Origin of the sequence: Streptomyces sp. GMY02, from assembly GCF_019056675.1 — a bacterium.
GTDB classification, from domain to species: domain Bacteria; phylum Actinomycetota; class Actinomycetes; order Streptomycetales; family Streptomycetaceae; genus Streptomyces; species Streptomyces odonnellii.
The window spans coordinates 5,389,753-5,407,703 of the sequence record NZ_CP077658.1; the positions used below are offsets into that span (position 1 = coordinate 5,389,753).

Sequence of the window (17,951 nt, forward strand, 5' to 3'; positions counted from 1 at the left end):
GGTACGGGGATATGAGGGGCCGAAGCCATGCTTGACAACGGCGGGGGCGGCGGATGGTACGCGGCGACCACCGACTTCGAGGCGCACACGCATCAGGAACTGCGGAACATGATCGAGGCCGCGAACCCTGACACGCTCAAGAGCCACGCCGAGTTGCTGGCCGAGGCGGCTCAGGCCATAGACACCATCGGCCAGGACCTCAAGACGTACATCACCTCGGTGGACTGGCGGGGTGAGGCGGGCGAGGCGTTCGAGGCATGGGGCGACCAGACCTGGAAGGCCACGCTGCTGCTGGCGGACTACACCGACGTCGGCGCCGTGTGGATGGGTGACGCGGCCCAGACGCTCAGGGAGGTCAAGGCGGCGTTGCCGCCGGTGGACGCCTCGGCGCAGGGGAACCTCGAAGCGGCCAGGGAGTTCCACAACGACCCCGATTCGCAGATGATCGCGTCGCAGGCGCGGGCCAAGCTCAACGAGGACCACGCGGAAGCCGTCCAGCAGATGACCAAGCTGGCGCAGTCGTACTCGCTGTCGTCGTCGGTGATCGGGGCGCAGGACCCGCCGGTGTTTCCGCCGCCGCCGCAGGCGTTCGTGCCCGCCGGAGGGCGCGACGACTTCAATGAGAACGTCGCCTGGTCCAGCGGCTCCTCGGTCGGTGGCGGGGGCAGTTCGGACGGATACCGGGCGGCCTCGCAGACCTCGGCGGACACCCGGAACGTGCCGCCGGTTACGGGGCTTCCCACGCAGGTCCAGACGACGTCGCCCGCTGTGGAACGTCCTGTGGCCATGGAGATCGACAGCGTGGCCACGCTGCCCCCGACCCAGGTTCCACCGACCGGGACACCGAACGTGGTTCCTCCGGTGGCCCGTCCCGACGGCGGGATGCCCCCGGTCGGGCTGATTCCGCCCGCGTTCGGCGGCAACCCCGGCTCGCCACCCGGTGGAGGCCGGGTCGGCGGTGTCCGTCCGCCCTCGCTCTCCGGGCAGTCGCCACTCGCCAGTTCCCCGGGCGCGCGGATGCCGCGGGACACCGGCATCGTCGGCGGCCGTCCCGTACCGCCGCAGGCTTCGGGCCGTCCCTCGGGAGGGATCCCGCGCGGCACGGTCGTGGGCGGCGAGGCGATGCACGGCCGTCCGCCGATGGGCGGTGCGACCGGCGGTGGCGTGACGGGCGGTGGCGCGGGCGCTTCCGGCGGTACGGCCGGCGGGCGCCGTCTGGCGGGCGAGACCGGCGGCATGGTGGCCGGCCGGCCGCAGCAGGCCGGGACGACCGGTGCGCGTCCGTTCACCCCCGGCGGTTCCGGCCTGGTCCGTGGCGCCGGTACGGACGGCGCCAACCGCCCGGGACAGACGGGACGTCCAGGTGTGACGCCGCACGGTTCTCCGCGCCCCGGCCGACGCCCCGAGGACGAGGACGGACAGCGTCCCGACTACCTGACAGAAGACGAAGAGACCTGGCAGCAGGGCGGTCGCCGTATCGTGCCGCCGGTCATCGACTGAACCGTCCACGCCCCTGCCCGAATCCGGTGAGAAGGACCGTACATGCGCGCCAGCAGCACCCGAGCCACCCGGTGGAACGTGCTCATATCCGGCTCCCTGGGGCTGCTGCTGGCGGGCGTGGCGGCCACCCCCGCCCACGCCGAGACGGTCAGGTCGAGACAGTGGCATCTCGACGTCATGAAGGCCGAGGAGATGTGGCGTACCAGCACGGGTGAGGGGGTGACGGTCGCGGTCATCGACTCGGGCGTGGATCCGGAGCCCGACCTCGAAGGCCAGGTGCTGCCCGGCAAGGACTTCTCGGTGAAGCCCGGTGACGAGCGCGATGACTTCGGCAATCACGGTACGGGCATGGCGGCGCTGATCGCGGCGACGGGCAAGAGTCATGGCGGCGACGGGGCTTTCGGTCTCGCTCCCGGGGCGAAGATCCTTCCCATCAGAATGGACCTCAGCGCTGGTAGGCCGGGGGACGAGAAACAAGCCGAGGCCATTCGGTACGCGGCTGATTCAGCGGCGAAGGTCGTCAATATCTCGCTCGGTAGTCCGTACGACGGTGCTGCCACCCGCGATGCGGTGAAGTACGCGCTCGGCAAGGGGAAACTCATCTTCGCTGCCGCGGGCAACAGTGGAAATCTCGGCCTTGACGTCGAATTTCCCGCCGCGACACCGGGCGTTGTGGGTATCGGCGCGGTCGGCAAGGATGCCAAAGCCACCCGCGAATCGCAGCGCGGCCCCGAAGTGGATCTGGTCGCGCCAGGCACCGACATCATCACCGCCTGCGCCGGTGAGACCGGCCTTTGCAACACCAGCGGCACCAGTGACGCCACCGCCTTGGCCTCCGCCTCCGCCGCCCTCATCTGGTCCAAATACCCGGACTGGACGAACAACCAGGTGCTGCGGGTCATGCTCAACACGGCAGGCGGCCCGACCGACGGTGCCGAGCGGAACGATTCCGTCGGGTACGGGATGGTCCGCCCCCGCATAGCCCTCACCGACCCCGGCGACCCCGGCCCCGCCGACGAGTACCCGTTGCCGGATCTCGCGGCAGCCGCTTCCGCGTCGCCGTCCGCCGAGGCTTCGAAGGACGCGGACAGCAAGGGTGACGGGGGTGACGAGGCTCAGCAGCCCGCCCCCGCCCCGGCTGCCTCCTCCGACGACGGCGGCGGTGGTGACGGCGGCAACACCGGCCTCTGGATCGGACTGGGCATCGGCGCGGCCGTGCTCATCGGCGCCGCCGTCGCCGTACCTCTCGTACGCTCCCGCCGCCGCGCGGCCGCACCTCCGCAGCAGCCCCCCGCCCCGGCCCCCGGATTCGCCCCGCATCAGCAGCCGTACCAGCAGCCCTCGTACCCGCCGGCGCAGCCCACACAGCAGCAGCCCGCGCAGCCGCCCCAGTACCCGCCGTACCAGCAGCAGTACCCGCAGCAGCCGCCGCCCGGGCCGGTGGGGCCCGGACAGCCGAGATGACCCGCGAGGAACCGGGTCCTGGCTGCGATCAACACTCACTCACGGGGAATCCATGTCGTTCGACGATGAATGGTCACAACTGAAGAGCGCCGCTGCCGACCGCTCGTCCGCCTCTCAAATGCAGCTCAATACGTTGGACGGCGGTGGCGGCGGTCCGATACCCGAGGGGGATCTGGCGGTCTCTCAGGACGATCTCGCGCGCATCGGGGACGAGGCGTTCAAGCTCTACAGAAGACTCGACACGGACGGCGATCACGCCAAGGCGAGCAGTTATGAGGCGGCGACCTCGCTGAAGGACGACTTCGCCATCGGGGGCGCGCTCTCGACCGTGACCGACAAATGGAATTCCCAGGTCGACACCCTCCTCGCGGCCTGTGCCCATATATCCAATCACCTGGACTACTCCTCGAACGCGCACGCCGGTGACGAGTACTACATCGCCACCCAGTTCCGCTATGTGGACCTGAACGAGGGCTTCGACGAGAGGACCCAGGGCTGATGGATCTCGAAGCGCTCAGGTTCGCCAATTTCGGCAAGCTCGGTACGGCCATCGACGACTGGTCAGCGATGATCACCAAGCTGGAGGAGCTGAAGGAGGACGCGCGGACCCAACTCGACCAGCGGTCCAGAAACGCCAATTGGCGCGGCGTCAATGCCACGGTGACACGTGAGTTCATCACCAAGACCACCGGGGAATTCGGCGACGCGGTCACCGAGGCCACCAGTATCCGCAATATTCTGCGTGACACCCGTAATGAGCTGATCGGCTATCAGAGCGACCTCAACGGGGCGATCGAGCGAGGCCTGGCCAAGAATCTCACGGTGGTGAGCACGGGCGGCGGCGGATTCACGGTATCCATGAACATCCACCCCGACCGTGCCGCCGCAGGCCATCAGGTCCCCGAGCACACGGAGGCGGATGTCACCGCCCTCAGGGACGAGGTCCAGGGAATTCTCGACCGGGCCACCGAGAGCGATTCCAGCGCCGCCGCGGTGCTGGTCGCGCTGGTCGAGCAGTCCCCGCACGGCTTCGCCGACGCCTCGTACAGCGACCGGGACACCGCCGCCGACGCGCTCAGGGCGGCCGACGACATGGCCAGGCTGGCCAGGAATCCCAAGGACCTCAGTCCGGAGGAATTCGACCGGCTCAACCGCAATCTGGAGCGGTACGCGGACGACGACCTCTTTGCCGAGCGCTTCGCCACCCAACTCGGGGCCAGGGGCACCCTGGAATTCTGGGCGGGCCTCAACGACCTCACCGAGAATCCGGAGCTGAGCCGGTCCCGTATCGAGCAGTTCGGCTCTCTCCAGGAGCACCTCGGTCTCACCCTTGCTCACGCCACGCAGTCCGACAGTGGCGCCATGGCACGCTGGGAACAGGACATGGTGGGTCTCGGGGACGAGCGCATCCAGCGGCGCGCCTCCCAGAACTACGGCTTCCAGGTGATGAGCAATCTGATGCGCTGGGGCGATTTCGACGACAAGTTCCTGACCAATTACGGGAACGAACTCATCGCGAACGAGAAGCAGCGCAGCCACAACGGGCGGGCCGCCGACATCGCCTGGCACAGTCCCATGAGTTCGATGCTGAACAGGACCGGCTCGGACGGTGGGCACGACCCGATGACCGGCTTCATGCGGGCCCTCTCCAACAGCCCCCAGGCCGCCACCGATTTCTTCAGCGGCACCTTCGTCACCGCTGACGAGGACCACGACTTCAAGTACGAGGACGGCGAACACGAGGGCGAGCGCAGGTCGCTGACCAATTTCGAGTACCTCTTCGAGGAGCGCGACTGGCTGCCGGAGCGCAACAGCGACGGCGATGAAAGCGTCACCGGCCAGAACAACCTCGGTCTCGCCCTGGAGGCCGCGACGACGGGCCACCCGGCCGGTACCGCGCCGACCATCGACAACATCCCGCACAGCAGGGAACAGGCCGATCTCTACGAGAGCATCGTCCAGTCGGTGTCTGAGAATCCCGAACGGCTGACCGAACGCGGCTATCTGTCCGACAGCTTCGGCAAGATAACCGCCGAATACATGCCGGACATCAACCGGGCGCTGAACGCCGACGTCGCCAATAGAGCCAATCTCTTCCCGGTCTCCGGTGAAGTGGCTGAATTCGGGCAGCGGGACGTTACCCGTTTTCTTCATACAGTGGGCCGGAACCCGGAGGGATACGCGGCGGTCAACCTGGGGCAGCACAACTACACCACCGCCCTGCTGGAGCATCACTTCAGGAACCCCGGCGCCTACGTTACCGATCCCAACTTCTCGGACATGGACAACCTGAAGTCGGCGATCGGTGCCATCTCCAGGAACGCCGGTGAGATCGAGGGAACCATCGGGGCCGGCCGGACCTATGAGCTCGAAGTCGAAGGAGTCGAAAAGGACGCGGAGTTCAACGCCGCCCTGGACAACGCCTCCACCTGGGCCGGCAGTATCGCGGGCGTGGGCGTCGGCATGGCCACCGCGCCCTTCACCGGCCCCGGCGGCGTGGTTGCCGGAGGACTCGCCGGGACGGCCGTCGACGAGGTTCTCGGGATGATCTTCGAAGGCCAGAAGAAGGACAGTTCCGATGAGGTGATCTACCGGAACGGTGAACACTGGGACAGCATGCAGGAATCGACCTCCGTGCTGGTCCAGGAAGGCGCGCGGCGAGCCGGCGAGGCGGCGGGCAACCGCTCACCGCACATCGAGTCCTTCGCGGGCGGCGAGACCGAGATCGGATTCGACAACGCCGCGACCAATGTGCGGAACTACGTCGACGGTCAAGGTGTTTCGTCGGAAGGCGGTTGAGGATCTGTCATGGCTGCACCCAAGAAGATCACCCTGGTCGCGGGGGTTTCCCTGGTCGCGCTCGTTGTGCTCGGCGCGGTGGCCTACGCCACCGGCCTGCCGCCGTTCGAGAAGCGCGGGGAGATCAGCGCCGACCGGGTCTGCGGTTCGCTGGGCGACGGCGAGGCGGCAGCGGCGGCGCTGCCCGACGCGCTGCCGGAGAAGTCCGAGTACCGGTTCTCGGGCAAGGACGATCTGCGGAACGACGAGTCGCGCGACTACTTCGCGTCCAACTGCTTTGTCTGGGCCGACGGCAAACCGGTCCTCAGCGTCGTCGCCGAGATGGCCACCTCGCCCTCGCCGGACGCATGGGGCGAACAAGTGATCAAGGACGAGTCGGTTCCGGGGGAGGAGGGCGGTCGGCGGGCGGACTTTCCCGCCGGAGACAAGGCCCTGGCCACTGGTCGGCTGGCCGCGGTGTATGTCCCCTGCCTCTCCGAGGGGCGTGTTCCCGGCGGCCCGCGTCACCTCAGCGTGATCGCGCGCGCCATCGCGGCCCCCGCCGCGTCCGAAGAGGCCGCCCGCCAGAGCCTCGCGGACCTGGCCGTCATCATGGCCCGTCACGCCCACACCCGGGCGAAGTGCGACCTCCCGCCCCGCCTCCCCGCCACCGCACCGACGCTTTGACCCGTCCCCGGCCCCACGGAAAAGCGGCCGCCCCGGGAATCCCGGAGCGGCCGCTTTCCGCGCCCTCGGAGGCCGTGGCGGGAATCGAACCCGCGTAACTCGCTTTGCAGGCGAGTCCCTGAACCACTCGGGCACACGGCCGTGGCGTTCGGTCGTTCGGCGCTTCCTTGTCGCTGGTTCGACCGTAGGGCGGCGGGGGGCGGGGCTCAAGGCGAGGGGCGGGCGTGCAATGCGACTGCCATACGCCGTTCACGATGGTCGGAATGGTCGTACGACCAAGGGACCAGTGCCGGTACGGCTCGCGACATGGGTCAACCTGGGATTTGCCCCTTACGCTGTGCCTATGACCCCCCTGGAACCACGCGACGCCGACGTCGCACCCGCCGACAGCTCCGCCGTGCGTCCGTCGTTGGCCAAAGGTCCCGTCGCCAAGGACCCCGGTCAGGGGGGTGTCCTGGGCCCCGAGCACCGGGCGCTCAGTATCGGGATCGTCTCCGTCGTCCTGCTGATCGCCTTCGAGGCGACCGCCGTCGGTACGGCGATGCCGGTGGCCGCGCGGGAGCTGCACGGCATTCCGCTGTACGCCTTCGCCTTCTCCTCGTACTTCACCACCAGCCTCTTCGCCATGGTGCTCTCCGGGCAGTGGGCCGACCGCAGCGGGCCGCTGGCGCCGCTGACCGCCGGGATCAGCGCGTTCGGCGCCGGGCTGCTGCTGTCCGGCACGGCGGGCACGATGTGGCTGTTCATCATCGGCCGCGCCGTCCAGGGGCTGGGCGGCGGCCTGGTCATCGTCGCGCTGTACGTGGTCGTCAGCCGGGCCTACCCGGAGCGGCTGAGGCCCGCGATCATGGCCGCCTTCGCCGCGAGCTGGGTGATCCCCTCCGTCGTCGGACCGCTCGCCGCCGGGACCGTCACCGAGCAGCTCGGCTGGCGCTGGGTGTTCATCGGCATCCCGGCTCTGATAGTGCTGCCGCTGGCGCTCGCGCTGCCCGCGATACGGCGGATGGCGTCCGGACCCGCCGACCCCTCCGCGCCGGTCGTGGCCATGGACCGGCGCCGGATCCTGCTCGCGCTCGGGATCTCGCTGGGTGCCGGGCTGCTCCAGTACGCGGGCCAGGATCTGCGCCTGCTGTCCCTGCTGCCCGCCGTGGCCGGCGCGGCGCTGCTCGTACCGGCCGTTCTCGGGCTGCTGCCCGGCGGCACCTGGCGGGCGGCCCGCGGACTGCCCTCCGTCGTGCTGCTGCGCGGGCTGTCCGCGGGATCCTTCATCGCCGCCGAGAGCTTCGTGCCGCTGATGCTCGTCACCGAGCGCGGGCTGTCACCGACCCTGGCCGGGCTCTCGCTCGCGGCCGGCGGCGCGACCTGGGCGTTCGGTTCGTACGTCCAGTCCCGGCCGCGCATGGAGCCGTACCGCGAGCGGCTGATGGCGGGCGGGATGGTGCTGACCGCCGCCGCCATCGCGACCGCGCCGAGTGTGCTGATCGAATCCGTACCGGTGTGGATCGTGGGGGTCGCCTGGGGCGTCGGCTGTCTCGGCATGGGCGCGGTGATCTCCTCGACGAGCGTGCTGCTGCTCAAGCTCTCGGCACCCGAGGAGGCGGGCGCCAACTCCGCCTCCCTCCAGATCTCCGACGGCCTGTCGAGCGTCCTGCTGCTCGCGGCGGGCGGCGCGGCCTTCGCGGCGCTGGGCGGCGGCACGCCGGGCGCCGCCGCGGCCCACTCCTCGTACGGGACGGTCGCCACCACGGCCTCCCACCCGGCGGCCTTCGCCGCGGTGTTCCTGCCGATGGCGGCGGTGGCACTGCTGGGAGTCTGGGTGGCGACCCGGGTACGGGTTCCGGCGCCGGATATGCGGCCTTAGCGCCGTGTGGTACCACGCGGGCCGAAGATCGCGGACGTGCTGCCGCGCTTCGCGGCGTGACGTAACCGGCGATGTGGTGAGCGTCGCACCTGAGGGGCATCCTGCCGGGCGCCCCTCACTCCACCGATAAGGTGGCCCGGTTGTCGTACGTAAGCCCACCGACCGCGTCCCGACCGGCGAACCGGAGACCGTGACTACTACCGCCTCCTCCCACCACCTCTCACCCGCCTTCCCCGGCCGGGCCCCCTGGGGTACCGCCAACAAGCTGCGTGCCTGGCAGGAGGGGGCCCTCGGCAGATATCTCCAGGAGCAGCCGCGCGACTTCCTCGCCGTCGCGACCCCCGGCGCCGGGAAGACGACCTTCGCGCTGACGCTCGCGTCCTGGCTGCTGCACCACCATGTCGTCCAGCAGGTGACCGTCGTCGCGCCGACCGAGCACCTCAAGAAGCAGTGGGCGGAGGCGGCGGCGCGGATCGGGATCAAGCTCGATCCCGACTACAGCGCGGGACCGTTGAGCAAGGAGTACGACGGAGTCGCGGTCACCTACGCGGGAGTCGGCGTACGGCCCATGCTGCACCGCAACCGGTGCGAGCAGCGCAAGACCCTGGTCATCCTCGACGAGATCCACCACGCCGGCGACTCCAAGTCCTGGGGCGAGGCCTGCCTGGAGGCGTTCGAGCCCGCGACGCGGCGGCTCGCGCTGACCGGTACGCCCTTCAGGTCCGACACCAACCCCATCCCCTTCGTCGCGTACGAGGAAGGCAACGACGGCATCCGCCGCTCGGCCGCCGACTACACGTACGGATACGGCAACGCCCTCGGCGACGGAGTCGTCCGGCCCGTCATCTTCCTGAGCTACAGCGGCAATATGCGCTGGCGCACCAAGGCCGGCGACGAGGTCGCGGCCAAGCTCGGCGAGCCCATGACCAAGGACGCCATCTCCCAGGCCTGGCGCACCGCGCTCGACCCGCGCGGCGAATGGATGCCGAATGTGCTGCGCGCCGCGGACCAGCGTCTGACCGAGGTGCGCAAGGGCATCCCGGACGCGGGCGGCCTGGTCATCGCGAGCGACCAGGACTCGGCGCGGGCGTACGCGAAGCTGATCCGTGAGATCAGCGGGACGAAGGCGACGGTCGTGCTCTCCGACGACACCGGCGCGTCGAAGCGGATCGACGAGTTCAGCGGGAGCGAGGACCGCTGGATGGTCGCGGTCCGCATGGTGTCGGAAGGCGTCGACGTACCGCGTCTCGCGGTGGGTGTGTACGCCACGACGATCTCGACGCCGCTGTTCTTCGCGCAGGCCGTCGGGCGTTTCGTACGGTCCAGACGCCGGGGCGAGACCGCGTCCGTGTTCCTGCCCACCATCCCCAATCTGCTCGGGTTCGCGAGCGAGATGGAGGTGGAACGGGACCACGTGCTCGACAAGCCGAAGAAGGCCGGCGAGGAGGACCCGTACGCCGAGTCCGAGAAGGAGATGGCGGAGGCCGAGAAGGAGCAGGACGAGGACACCGGCGAGCAGGACATGCTGCCCTTCGAGGCGCTGGAGTCCGACGCGGTCTTCGACCGGGTGCTGTACGACGGCGCCGAGTTCGGGATGCAGGCGCACCCGGGCAGCGAGGAGGAGCAGGACTACCTCGGCATCCCCGGGCTGCTGGAGCCCGACCAGGTGCAGCTTCTGCTCCAGAAGCGGCAGGCGCGGCAGATCGCGCACAGCCGCAAGAAGCCGGACGCCGAGGCGGATCTGCTGGAACTGCCGGCCGAGCGGCGGCCCGTGGTCTCCCACAAGGAGCTGCTGGAGCTGCGCAAACAGCTCAATACGTTGGTCGGCGCGTATGTCCACCAGAGCGGCAAGCCGCACGGGGTGATCCACACCGAGCTGCGCCGGGTGTGCGGCGGGCCGCCGAGCGCCGAGGCGACGGCGGGTCAGATCCGCGAGCGGATCGCGAAGGTGCGGGAGTGGGCTACGCGGATGCGGTGAGCCGCGCGGGTGCCGTCCCGGTTGGTGGTGCCGGTGTGGGTGGCGGTGCGGGTGCGGGTGCGGCTGTGGGTGCCGGTGGCGCCTGTGCGGCGGTCCGTACGGTCATCCGCGCCGGGTTCGCGCGAAGGGTTCCGGCGACAGGCTTCCGCGCCGGGTTCCGGCGACAGGCTCCCGCGCGGGCGCGGCCTTGTATCCGGGCTCTTCCGCTCGTACGCCCGCACGCCCCTTTGTGTCACCCGGCATAGTGGGAGCGATCACCCCAAGTCACCATTGTTTTCGCTTGATTCCCGAACGGGGATCAACTCCCCTTCCCTGCCCGGATTCTGGACGAGGTCTTCCGCTCAGCGGTGCCGGTCGCTACATTCCCCGCAATGTAAACGCCCCGTGGCAGCTCAGCCGCGGAGCGCAGCCGGTGCGCGGGGGCCGCCGGCGGTCTCTCCACGCTGCCGATGGGACCGGCGCCGCTGCCTCCATGTGACCGGCCGCCGCTACTCACTCCGAAGGAGGGGCGTCGTGACCGCGGAGACCTCTCAGACGCTCGACCGGGGACTGCGCGTCCTCAAGCTGCTCGCCGACACCGACCACGGCCTGACCGTCACCGAGTTGTCCAACAGACTCGGCGTCAACAGGACCGTCGTCTACCGCCTCCTCGCGACCCTCGAACAGCACGCGCTGGTCCGCCGTGACCTCGGCGGCCGGGCCAGAGTGGGGCTCGGTGTGCTGCGGCTGGGGCGCCAGGTGCATCCGCTGGTACGGGAAGCGGCGCTGCCCGCGCTGCGCTCGCTCGCCGAGGACATAGGGGCGACGGCGCATCTCACGCTGGTCGACGGGGCGGAGGCGCTGGCGGTCGCGGTCGTCGAGCCGACCTGGACCGACTACCACGTCGCCTACCGGGCCGGATTCCGCCATCCGCTGGAGCGGGGCGCGGCGGGCAAGGCGATCCTGGCCGCGCGGCAGACCGTACTCAGCGAACCGCGCTGCACCCTGACCCATGGCGAACTGGAGGCGGGCGCGAGCGGCGCGGCTGCCGCGCTGGTGGGTGTGACGGGGATCGAGGGCAGCGTCGGGGTCGTGATGCTGGCGGACGCGGTACCGGAACGGGTGGGCCCGCGCGTGGTCGACGCGGCGAAGGAAGTGGCGGACGCGCTGCGCTGAGGCGCGCGGGGGGGCACCGGAGGTGGGGCGCCCGGGCTGAGCCGCCTGCGACGGCGCGCCCGCGCGAACGCCTCGGCGCCGAAGCCCCGGTGCCGGGACACCCGAGGCAGGCGCATCGAGGCCTTCTGGGCGGCGCTTCCGTGACGGCGCTTCCCCCGCGGCGGTGCTTCCGCAGTGGCTCGCGCTCCGCGGAGCGCCCGAACGCCACCCGCGCGCCTTGTCAGACCTGTACGTACCAGGCGCCACCCGCACAAGCCTCGTCCGACCCGGCCGTACCCGGCGCCGCCCGCACGCGCCCCCGGACGGTCCCGCCGCACCTACCCGGCCAGTGTGCGACCGCCCCCCCGCATATGCCCCAGCCGCCGTCCCCGGCCGGGTCCCGTCGCCTGCGGCTACATTGACCTCGTGCTCTCTCGCCTCTTTCGTCTCTCCCGTACCGGTGTCCTCGCCGCCTGCGCCGTGCCGGTCGCCGCTCTCTTCGTCGTCGTCGGCGTGGCGCCGCTGCCGTACGCCGTGGCGCAGCCCGGGATGACCGTGGACGTCCTCGGTACCGACCGGGGGCAGCAGGTCATCACCGTGAGCGGGACGCCCACGCGCCCGACCAAGGGCCAGCTCCGGATGACGACCATCGAGGCGACGGGACCGTCCGCCGATGTCGATCTCGGCGATGTGATCGACGGCTGGTTCCGTACCGACCGGGCCGTGCTGCCGCGCGAGGCGGTGTATCCGTCGGGGGAGTCCGACAAGGAGATCGAGAAGCACAACGTCCAGGACATGGTCCAGTCGCAGGACTCCGCGACCGTCGCGGCGCTCGGCTATCTGCGCAGGAACCCGGACAGCGTCGACGTACGGCTCCATCTCGCCGACATCGGCGGCCCCAGCGCCGGGCTGCTCTTCGCCCTCGGCATTGTCGACAAGCTCGACGGCGACGGGGCCGGCGGCGATCTCACCGGTGGCCGCACCATCGCCGGTACGGGCACGATCACCGAGAACGGCGAGGTCGGCCCGGTCGGCGGGGTGTCCCTCAAGACCCGGGCGGCGGGCCGGGACGGCGCGACCGTCTTCCTCGTACCGAAGGCGGAGTGCGGCGACGCGAGCGCCGAGCTGCCGAAGGGCATGCGGCTGATCCCGGTCACCACCCTCAAGGGCGCGGTCTCGGCCCTGCGTGCACTGGCCACGGGCGGCGACGTCCCGGCATGCTGAGGGTCACCTCGCCGGTACCGGATTCACCCGGTACCGGCCCCGCCTGCTGAGGGTCCCCGGACCGGGCCTCGCCCCGGCTGGGGCCACCCGGTACCGGTCCCGCCCGCTGAAGGTCCCCTCGCCGCGACCGGATTCACCCGTACCGGCCCGGTCCGTACGTCGGCATCGAAGGCGCGCTCGAAGAAACCGTGACGCCTCACCGTCGAACGCCCGGTGTCACCGTGACCGGTGCGGCGGCCGGCCGGTGGCGGAGTCCGCCGCCGCCTGTTCCACCAGCGGGATGACCCGCAGCGGTACCGGGTTCTCCATCACGATCGCCGTACTGGCCCGTACGATCCCCTCGAAGCCGACCACCCGGTCGATCACCCGCTGAAGATCCGCGTTGGAGCGGGCGACCAGACGGCAGAGCATGTCGCCCTGGCCGGTGGTGGTGTGCAGTTCGAGCACCTCGGGGACGGTCGTGAGATGGGCCCGAACGTCCGAGCCCTGGCCCTGCTTGATCTCCAGCGTGGCGAAGGCCGTGACCGGATAGCCGAGGGCGGCCGGGTCGACGGCCGGGCCGAACCCCTTGATGACCCCGTTCGACTGGAGCCGGTCGAGCCGCGCCTGTACGGTCCCGCGGGCCACCCCGAGCCGGCGCGAGGCCTCCAGTACACCGATCCGCGGCTCGCGTGCCAGCAGCACGATGAGCCTGCCGTCGAGCTCGTCGATACCGGCCGCCGTACCCGTACCGGTGCCGGTACCCGTACCCGTGCCGGTGCCGGTACCCCTGTCGGCGCCCGCGCCGGTTCCCGTGCCCGTTCCCGCTGTCATCCTCGGCCCCCTCGTCACACGCACTGCCATGGTCATACTGTGCAGATGGCCTCGCCATTCTGGCCTTCCACTATGCACATTGCCCAGTGAAAATCGAAACTGTTGCGCACCTTGTGGAACGGCGAGACGCTGAGCCCATGGCTGACACCTCGATGAACATCGACAACGCCCCCGACACCGCGCGTGAGGCCGACCCCTTCCCGGTCAAGGGAATGGACGCCGTCGTCTTCGCCGTCGGCAACGCCAAGCAGGCCGCGCACTACTACTCCACGGCCTTCGGCATGAAGCTCGTCGCCTACGCGGGACCGGAGAACGGCAGCCGCGAGACCGCGAGTTATGTGCTGACCAACGGCGCGGCCCGCTTCGTGTTCACGTCCGTCATCAAACCGTCCACCGAGTGGGGCCGCTTCCTGGCCGGCCATGTCGCCGAGCACGGCGACGGTGTCGTCGACCTGGCGATCGAGGTGCCGGACGCGCGCGCCGCGTACGCGTACGCCACCGAGCACGGCGCCCGCGGCATCCAGGAGCCGTACGAGATCAAGGACGAGTACGGCACGGTCGTCCTGGCCGCCATCGCGACGTACGGCCAGACCCGCCACACCCTGGTCGAGCGCTCCGGCTACGACGGCCCGTACCTGCCGGGCTTCGAGACCGCCGACCCGATCGTCGAGCCCCCGGCCAAGCGCACCTTCCAGGCCGTCGACCACTGCGTGGGCAATGTCGAACTCGGCCGGATGAACGAGTGGGTCGGCTTCTACAACAAGGTCATGGGCTTCACGAACATGAAGGAGTTCGTGGGCGACGACATCGCCACCGAGTACTCCGCGCTGATGTCGAAGGTCGTCGCGGACGGCACCCTCAAGGTGAAGTTCCCGATCAACGAGCCCGCGATCGCCAAGAAGAAGTCGCAGATCGACGAGTACCTGGAGTTCTACGGCGGGGCCGGCGTCCAGCACATCGCGCTCGCCACGAACGACATCGTCGCGTCCGTACGGGCGATGAGGGCGGCGGGCGTCCGGTTCCTGGACACCCCCGACTCGTACTACGACACGCTCGGCGAGTGGGCGGGCGAGACGCGGGTGCCGGTCGAGACGCTGCGCGAGCTGAAGATCCTGGTCGACCGCGACGAGGACGGCTATCTGCTGCAGATCTTCACCAAGCCGGTCCAGGACCGGCCGACGGTCTTCTTCGAGATGATCGAGCGGCACGGCTCGATGGGCTTCGGCAAGGGCAACTTCAAGGCGCTCTTCGAGGCGATCGAGCGCGAGCAGGAGAAGCGCGGAAACCTCTGAGCCCCGGGCAGGACCCACACGCGACGCGTACACGACCCGGACGCGACACGTACCGACGCGTACGCGGAGACCGCGCGGCCCCACGGGGAATCCCCCTCATCCGTGGGGCCGCGCCCCCTTCGCTCGGGCCCGGCGCCCGCCTCAGATGCCGCCCCGGAAGACGGACGGCGAAGACCGCACCTCGGGCTGGGTCGGCACGGGCACCGGCGCCTGCGAGGGCACCGGGAGCTGGGAGGAGGCAGGCGGCGAGACGGGCGGGGTGACCGGCAGATCCCGCAGCTCGTCCAGCGCCTCCCGCGCTTTCGGTGCCAGCAGCGGTGAGAAGTACGGATTGATCCGCAGCGCCTCCTCGATATGGCGGCGGGCCGGACCGTACATCTGGAGCGACCGCTCGATCTCACCCTGGTGGTATGTGAACAGCGCGCTCCTGGGCCCCTGCCCCGTCGCCTTCCGCGCGTACTTCAGCGCCTCCTCGCTCCGGCCCGCCCGGTGCAGCGCCCAGGCCAGCGCGTCCGCGACGTACATGCTCCGGTGCGAGCGCGTCCACTCGGCCGTCAGCCGGGTCACCGCCGACTCCGGGTCCGCGTGGTCGGCCTCGTAGCGGCCGAGGACCAGTTCCTCGTTCACGCCATGGGCGCGCTCCTTCTCGACCCGCTCGCGGAGCGCCTCGTACTGGGTCTCCGCGTCCCCGTTCAGGCCCAGCGAGTCGTACAACTCGCCGAGTTCCAGGGAGTATTCGGGCTTCGGCAGCTTGGCGAGCGCGGTGGCGTACTGCTGGTACGCCTCGTCCGTCCTGCCCAGCGCGGCCAGTGCCCTCGCCCGTCCGGCCAGGGACGCGGGATGGTCGTGGGCCGCCGTCAGCGCCGAGTTGAAGTGCGCCAGCGCCTCGGTCGGCTCGCCCCGGTCCCAGGACACCATGCCCAGGGTGTGCAGCGCCTCGGCCTTCTCCTCCGGGGTGGTGGCGCGCGCCGCGGCCTCGGCCGCCTTGGCCGCCGCCTCGTCCTGCCGGCCGCGCTCGCGGTAGTTGGCCGCCGAGCGCTCCAGCACCGGCGCTCCCTGGCGCAGTTCCTGGAGCTTCTCCAGGGCGTCGCCCGCCGCCCGGTACTCGCCGAGACCGTTGTACGCGTCGATCAGCACCGGGTACGCCGACGCCTCGTCGGGCCGCTGGTTCCGTACCGTTTCGGCCCACTTCCTGGCGGTGGCGAAGTCGTGCCGGGCGTTGGCGAGGCGGGCGAGACCCACCAGGGCCGCGGGATTCCCGTACTCGGCGGACTCACCGGCCTTGCCGTCCTCACCGGGTCCGCCGGGCCCGTCGGCGCCGGAGAGCCCGTCGGTCGGGACCGTCGCGAGCGAGCGCTGGAGCGCCTGGTCGGCCTTCGGGAAGTACGTCGAGTCCGCGCGCCGCGCGCCGCGTTCCACATATGCCGCGCCGAGCACGGCCCAGGCTTCGCCGTCCTCCGGGTGCGAGCGCAGCCAGGCCTCCCGGTCGCGGATGAGCGCGGTCAGGTCGGCGAACGCGGCGGGTGCCCCGGAGCCCGCCGCCGCCATCGCACGTGCCTCGGGGCTCAACGGCGGCCGGTCACGCTCCGGTACGAACAGCAGGACGCCCCCGACCAGCGCCGCCCCCACCCCCGCGGCCAGCGCCGCCCGTTTGACCTGTCTGACCTGCTCTGTTTTCATGGGGTTCATGGTGATTACTGTGCGTCCATATGAAGAACATATCCGCGCTTGAGGTTGTGGATCGCAGACGGGTTCACACCGATGGCCCCGGATGCGACGCTGGGATCATGGATGATCTGGCTGACCTCCTCGTACGGCTGCGATCCGGACTTCCCGCCGAAGCAGTGATCACCGATCCGGACATCACGGCCTCCTACTCCCATGACATGGCCAGCTTCTGCGAGGCCGGCACCCCCGCGGTGGTCGTCCTGCCCCGTTCGGCGGAGCAGGTCCAGCACGTCATGCGGACCGCGACCGAGCTGCGTGTGCCGGTCGTCCCGCAGGGTGCCCGTACGGGGCTGTCGGGCGCGGCCAACGCCTCGGACGGCTGCATCGTCCTGTCCCTGACCAAGATGGACCGCATCCTGGAGATCAACCCGGTCGACCGCATCGCCGTCGTCGAGCCGGGCGTCATCAACGCCACCCTCTCCCGGGCGGTCGGCGAGCAGGGCCTCTACTACCCGCCGGACCCGTCGAGCTGGGAGATGTGCACCATCGGCGGGAACATCGGCACGGCCTCGGGCGGGCTGTGCTGCGTCAAGTACGGCGTCACCGCCGAGTATGTGCTCGGCCTCGAAGTCGTCCTCGCCGACGGCCGGCTGCTCACCACCGGCCGCCGTACGGCCAAGGGCGTCGCGGGCTACGACCTGACGCGGCTCTTCGTCGGCTCGGAGGGGAGCCTCGGCATCGTCGTCAAGGCCGTCCTCGCGCTCAAGCCCCAGCCGCCCCAACAGCTCGTGCTGGCCGCGGAGTTCGCCTCGGCCGCCGCCGCGTGCGACGCGGTCTGCCGCATCATGGAGCGCGGCCACACCCCGTCCCTCCTCGAATTGATGGACGGTACGACCGTCCGCGCCGTCAACGCGATGGCGAACATGGGCCTGCCCGACACCACCGAGGCCCTCCTCCTGGCGGCCTTCGACACCCCCGACCCCGCCGCCGAGCTGGCCGCGGTCGGCGAGCTGTGCGCGGCGGCCGGCGCCACCGAGGTCGTTCCCGCCGAGGACGCCGCCGAGTCGGAGATGCTGCTCCAGGCCCGCCGCCTCTCGCTCACCGCGCTGGAGGCCGTCAAGGCGGCGACGATGATCGACGACGTGTGCGTACCGCGCAGCCGGCTCGCCGCGCTGCTCGAAGGAACGGCCGCCATCGCCGAGAAGTACGACCTGACCATCGGCGTCTGCGCGCACGCGGGCGACGGCAACACCCACCCGACCGTCTGCTTCGACCCGGCCGACCCGGACGAGTCCCGGCGCGCCCGCGAGTCCTTCGACGAGATCATGGCGCTCGGCCTGGAACTGGGCGGCACCATCACCGGCGAACACGGCGTCGGCGTACTGAAGAAGGAGTGGCTGTCGCGCGAACTGGGGCCCGTGGGGCTGGAGTTGCAGCGCGGCATCAAGCGCACGTTCGACCCGCTCGGCCTGCTCAACCCGGGCAAGCTCTTCTGACGGGCCGGCCCCGGCCCGCCCGCACCTGTCCCGTACCGGTGACGGTTCGCGCGGCA

13 protein-coding genes and 1 tRNA gene are annotated in these 17,951 nt (G+C 70.5%); 11 read left to right on the forward strand and 3 right to left on the reverse strand.

Translation table 11 applies throughout. From position 1 onward, the window contains the following. Positions 1–27: 27 nt before the first annotated feature. The 5 genes from KQY30_RS22805 to KQY30_RS22825 are packed head-to-tail and all read left to right on the forward strand — an operon-like array spanning position 28 to position 6,429. Positions 28–1,500: a hypothetical protein gene (locus KQY30_RS22805; RefSeq protein WP_217308424.1), complete on the forward strand. Its 1,473-nt coding sequence runs from the start codon at positions 28–30 to the stop codon at positions 1,498–1,500. Positions 1,501–1,542: 42 nt separating this feature from the next. Further along, positions 1,543–2,964 (forward strand): type VII secretion-associated serine protease mycosin, encoded by a 1,422-nt coding sequence (gene mycP, locus KQY30_RS22810; protein WP_217308425.1) that lies wholly within the window; start codon positions 1,543–1,545, stop codon positions 2,962–2,964. Between the two features lie 52 nt (positions 2,965–3,016). Continuing rightward, entirely contained in the window at positions 3,017–3,463 is a 447-nt protein-coding gene (locus KQY30_RS22815; protein WP_217308426.1) for a hypothetical protein, read from the forward strand. Then, entirely contained in the window at positions 3,463–5,763 is a 2,301-nt protein-coding gene (locus tag KQY30_RS22820; protein ID WP_217308427.1) for a DUF6571 family protein, read from the forward strand. Before KQY30_RS22815 ends, KQY30_RS22820 begins: the two co-directional genes overlap by 1 nt. Before the next feature lie 9 nt (positions 5,764–5,772). Next, entirely contained in the window at positions 5,773–6,429 is a 657-nt protein-coding gene (locus KQY30_RS22825; protein ID WP_217308428.1) for a hypothetical protein, read from the forward strand. Positions 6,430–6,498: 69 nt separating this feature from the next. Here KQY30_RS22825 and KQY30_RS22830 read toward each other — a convergent pair. After that, positions 6,499–6,570: transfer RNA gene (locus KQY30_RS22830), tRNA-Cys, on the reverse strand. Positions 6,571–6,772: 202 nt separating this feature from the next. Here KQY30_RS22830 and KQY30_RS22835 point away from each other — a divergent pair. The 4 genes from KQY30_RS22835 to KQY30_RS22850 all read left to right on the forward strand — a co-directional run bounded on the left by KQY30_RS22835 (position 6,773) and on the right by KQY30_RS22850 (position 12,626). Next, positions 6,773–8,290, forward strand: coding sequence for an MFS transporter (locus KQY30_RS22835; protein WP_217308429.1), 1,518 nt, complete (start codon positions 6,773–6,775; stop codon positions 8,288–8,290). A gap of 190 nt (positions 8,291–8,480) precedes the next feature. Further along, complete coding sequence (locus KQY30_RS22840) at positions 8,481–10,268, forward strand: DEAD/DEAH box helicase (protein ID WP_217308430.1); 1,788 nt, start codon at positions 8,481–8,483, stop codon at positions 10,266–10,268. Between the two features lie 513 nt (positions 10,269–10,781). Then, positions 10,782–11,423, forward strand: coding sequence for an IclR family transcriptional regulator (locus tag KQY30_RS22845; RefSeq protein ID WP_046500092.1), 642 nt, complete (start codon positions 10,782–10,784; stop codon positions 11,421–11,423). A gap of 405 nt (positions 11,424–11,828) precedes the next feature. Further along, positions 11,829–12,626: a PDZ domain-containing protein gene (locus tag KQY30_RS22850; protein ID WP_217308431.1), complete on the forward strand. Its 798-nt coding sequence runs from the start codon at positions 11,829–11,831 to the stop codon at positions 12,624–12,626. Positions 12,627–12,842: 216 nt separating this feature from the next. Here the strand turns inward: KQY30_RS22850 and KQY30_RS22855 are convergent, their stop codons facing one another. Continuing rightward, positions 12,843–13,439 carry an Lrp/AsnC family transcriptional regulator gene (locus tag KQY30_RS22855; RefSeq protein ID WP_254407285.1) on the reverse strand — a complete coding sequence of 199 codons (597 nt, stop codon included), beginning with the start codon at positions 13,437–13,439 and terminating at the stop codon, positions 12,843–12,845. A 152-nt stretch (positions 13,440–13,591) separates the two neighbouring features. Between KQY30_RS22855 and hppD the strand changes: the two genes are divergently transcribed. Next, entirely contained in the window at positions 13,592–14,731 is a 1,140-nt protein-coding gene (gene hppD, locus KQY30_RS22860; RefSeq protein ID WP_217311261.1) for a 4-hydroxyphenylpyruvate dioxygenase, read from the forward strand. Between the two features lie 141 nt (positions 14,732–14,872). Here hppD and KQY30_RS22865 read toward each other — a convergent pair whose 3' ends face one another. Beyond that, complete coding sequence (locus tag KQY30_RS22865; protein ID WP_217308432.1) at positions 14,873–16,411, reverse strand: tetratricopeptide repeat protein; 1,539 nt, start codon at positions 16,409–16,411, stop codon at positions 14,873–14,875. A 116-nt stretch (positions 16,412–16,527) separates the two neighbouring features. Here KQY30_RS22865 and KQY30_RS22870 point away from each other — a divergent pair, with 116 nt between their 5' ends. Next, positions 16,528–17,895, forward strand: a complete 1,368-nt coding sequence (locus tag KQY30_RS22870) for an FAD-binding oxidoreductase (protein ID WP_217311262.1) — start codon at positions 16,528–16,530, stop codon at positions 17,893–17,895. Positions 17,896–17,951 lie beyond the last annotated feature (56 nt).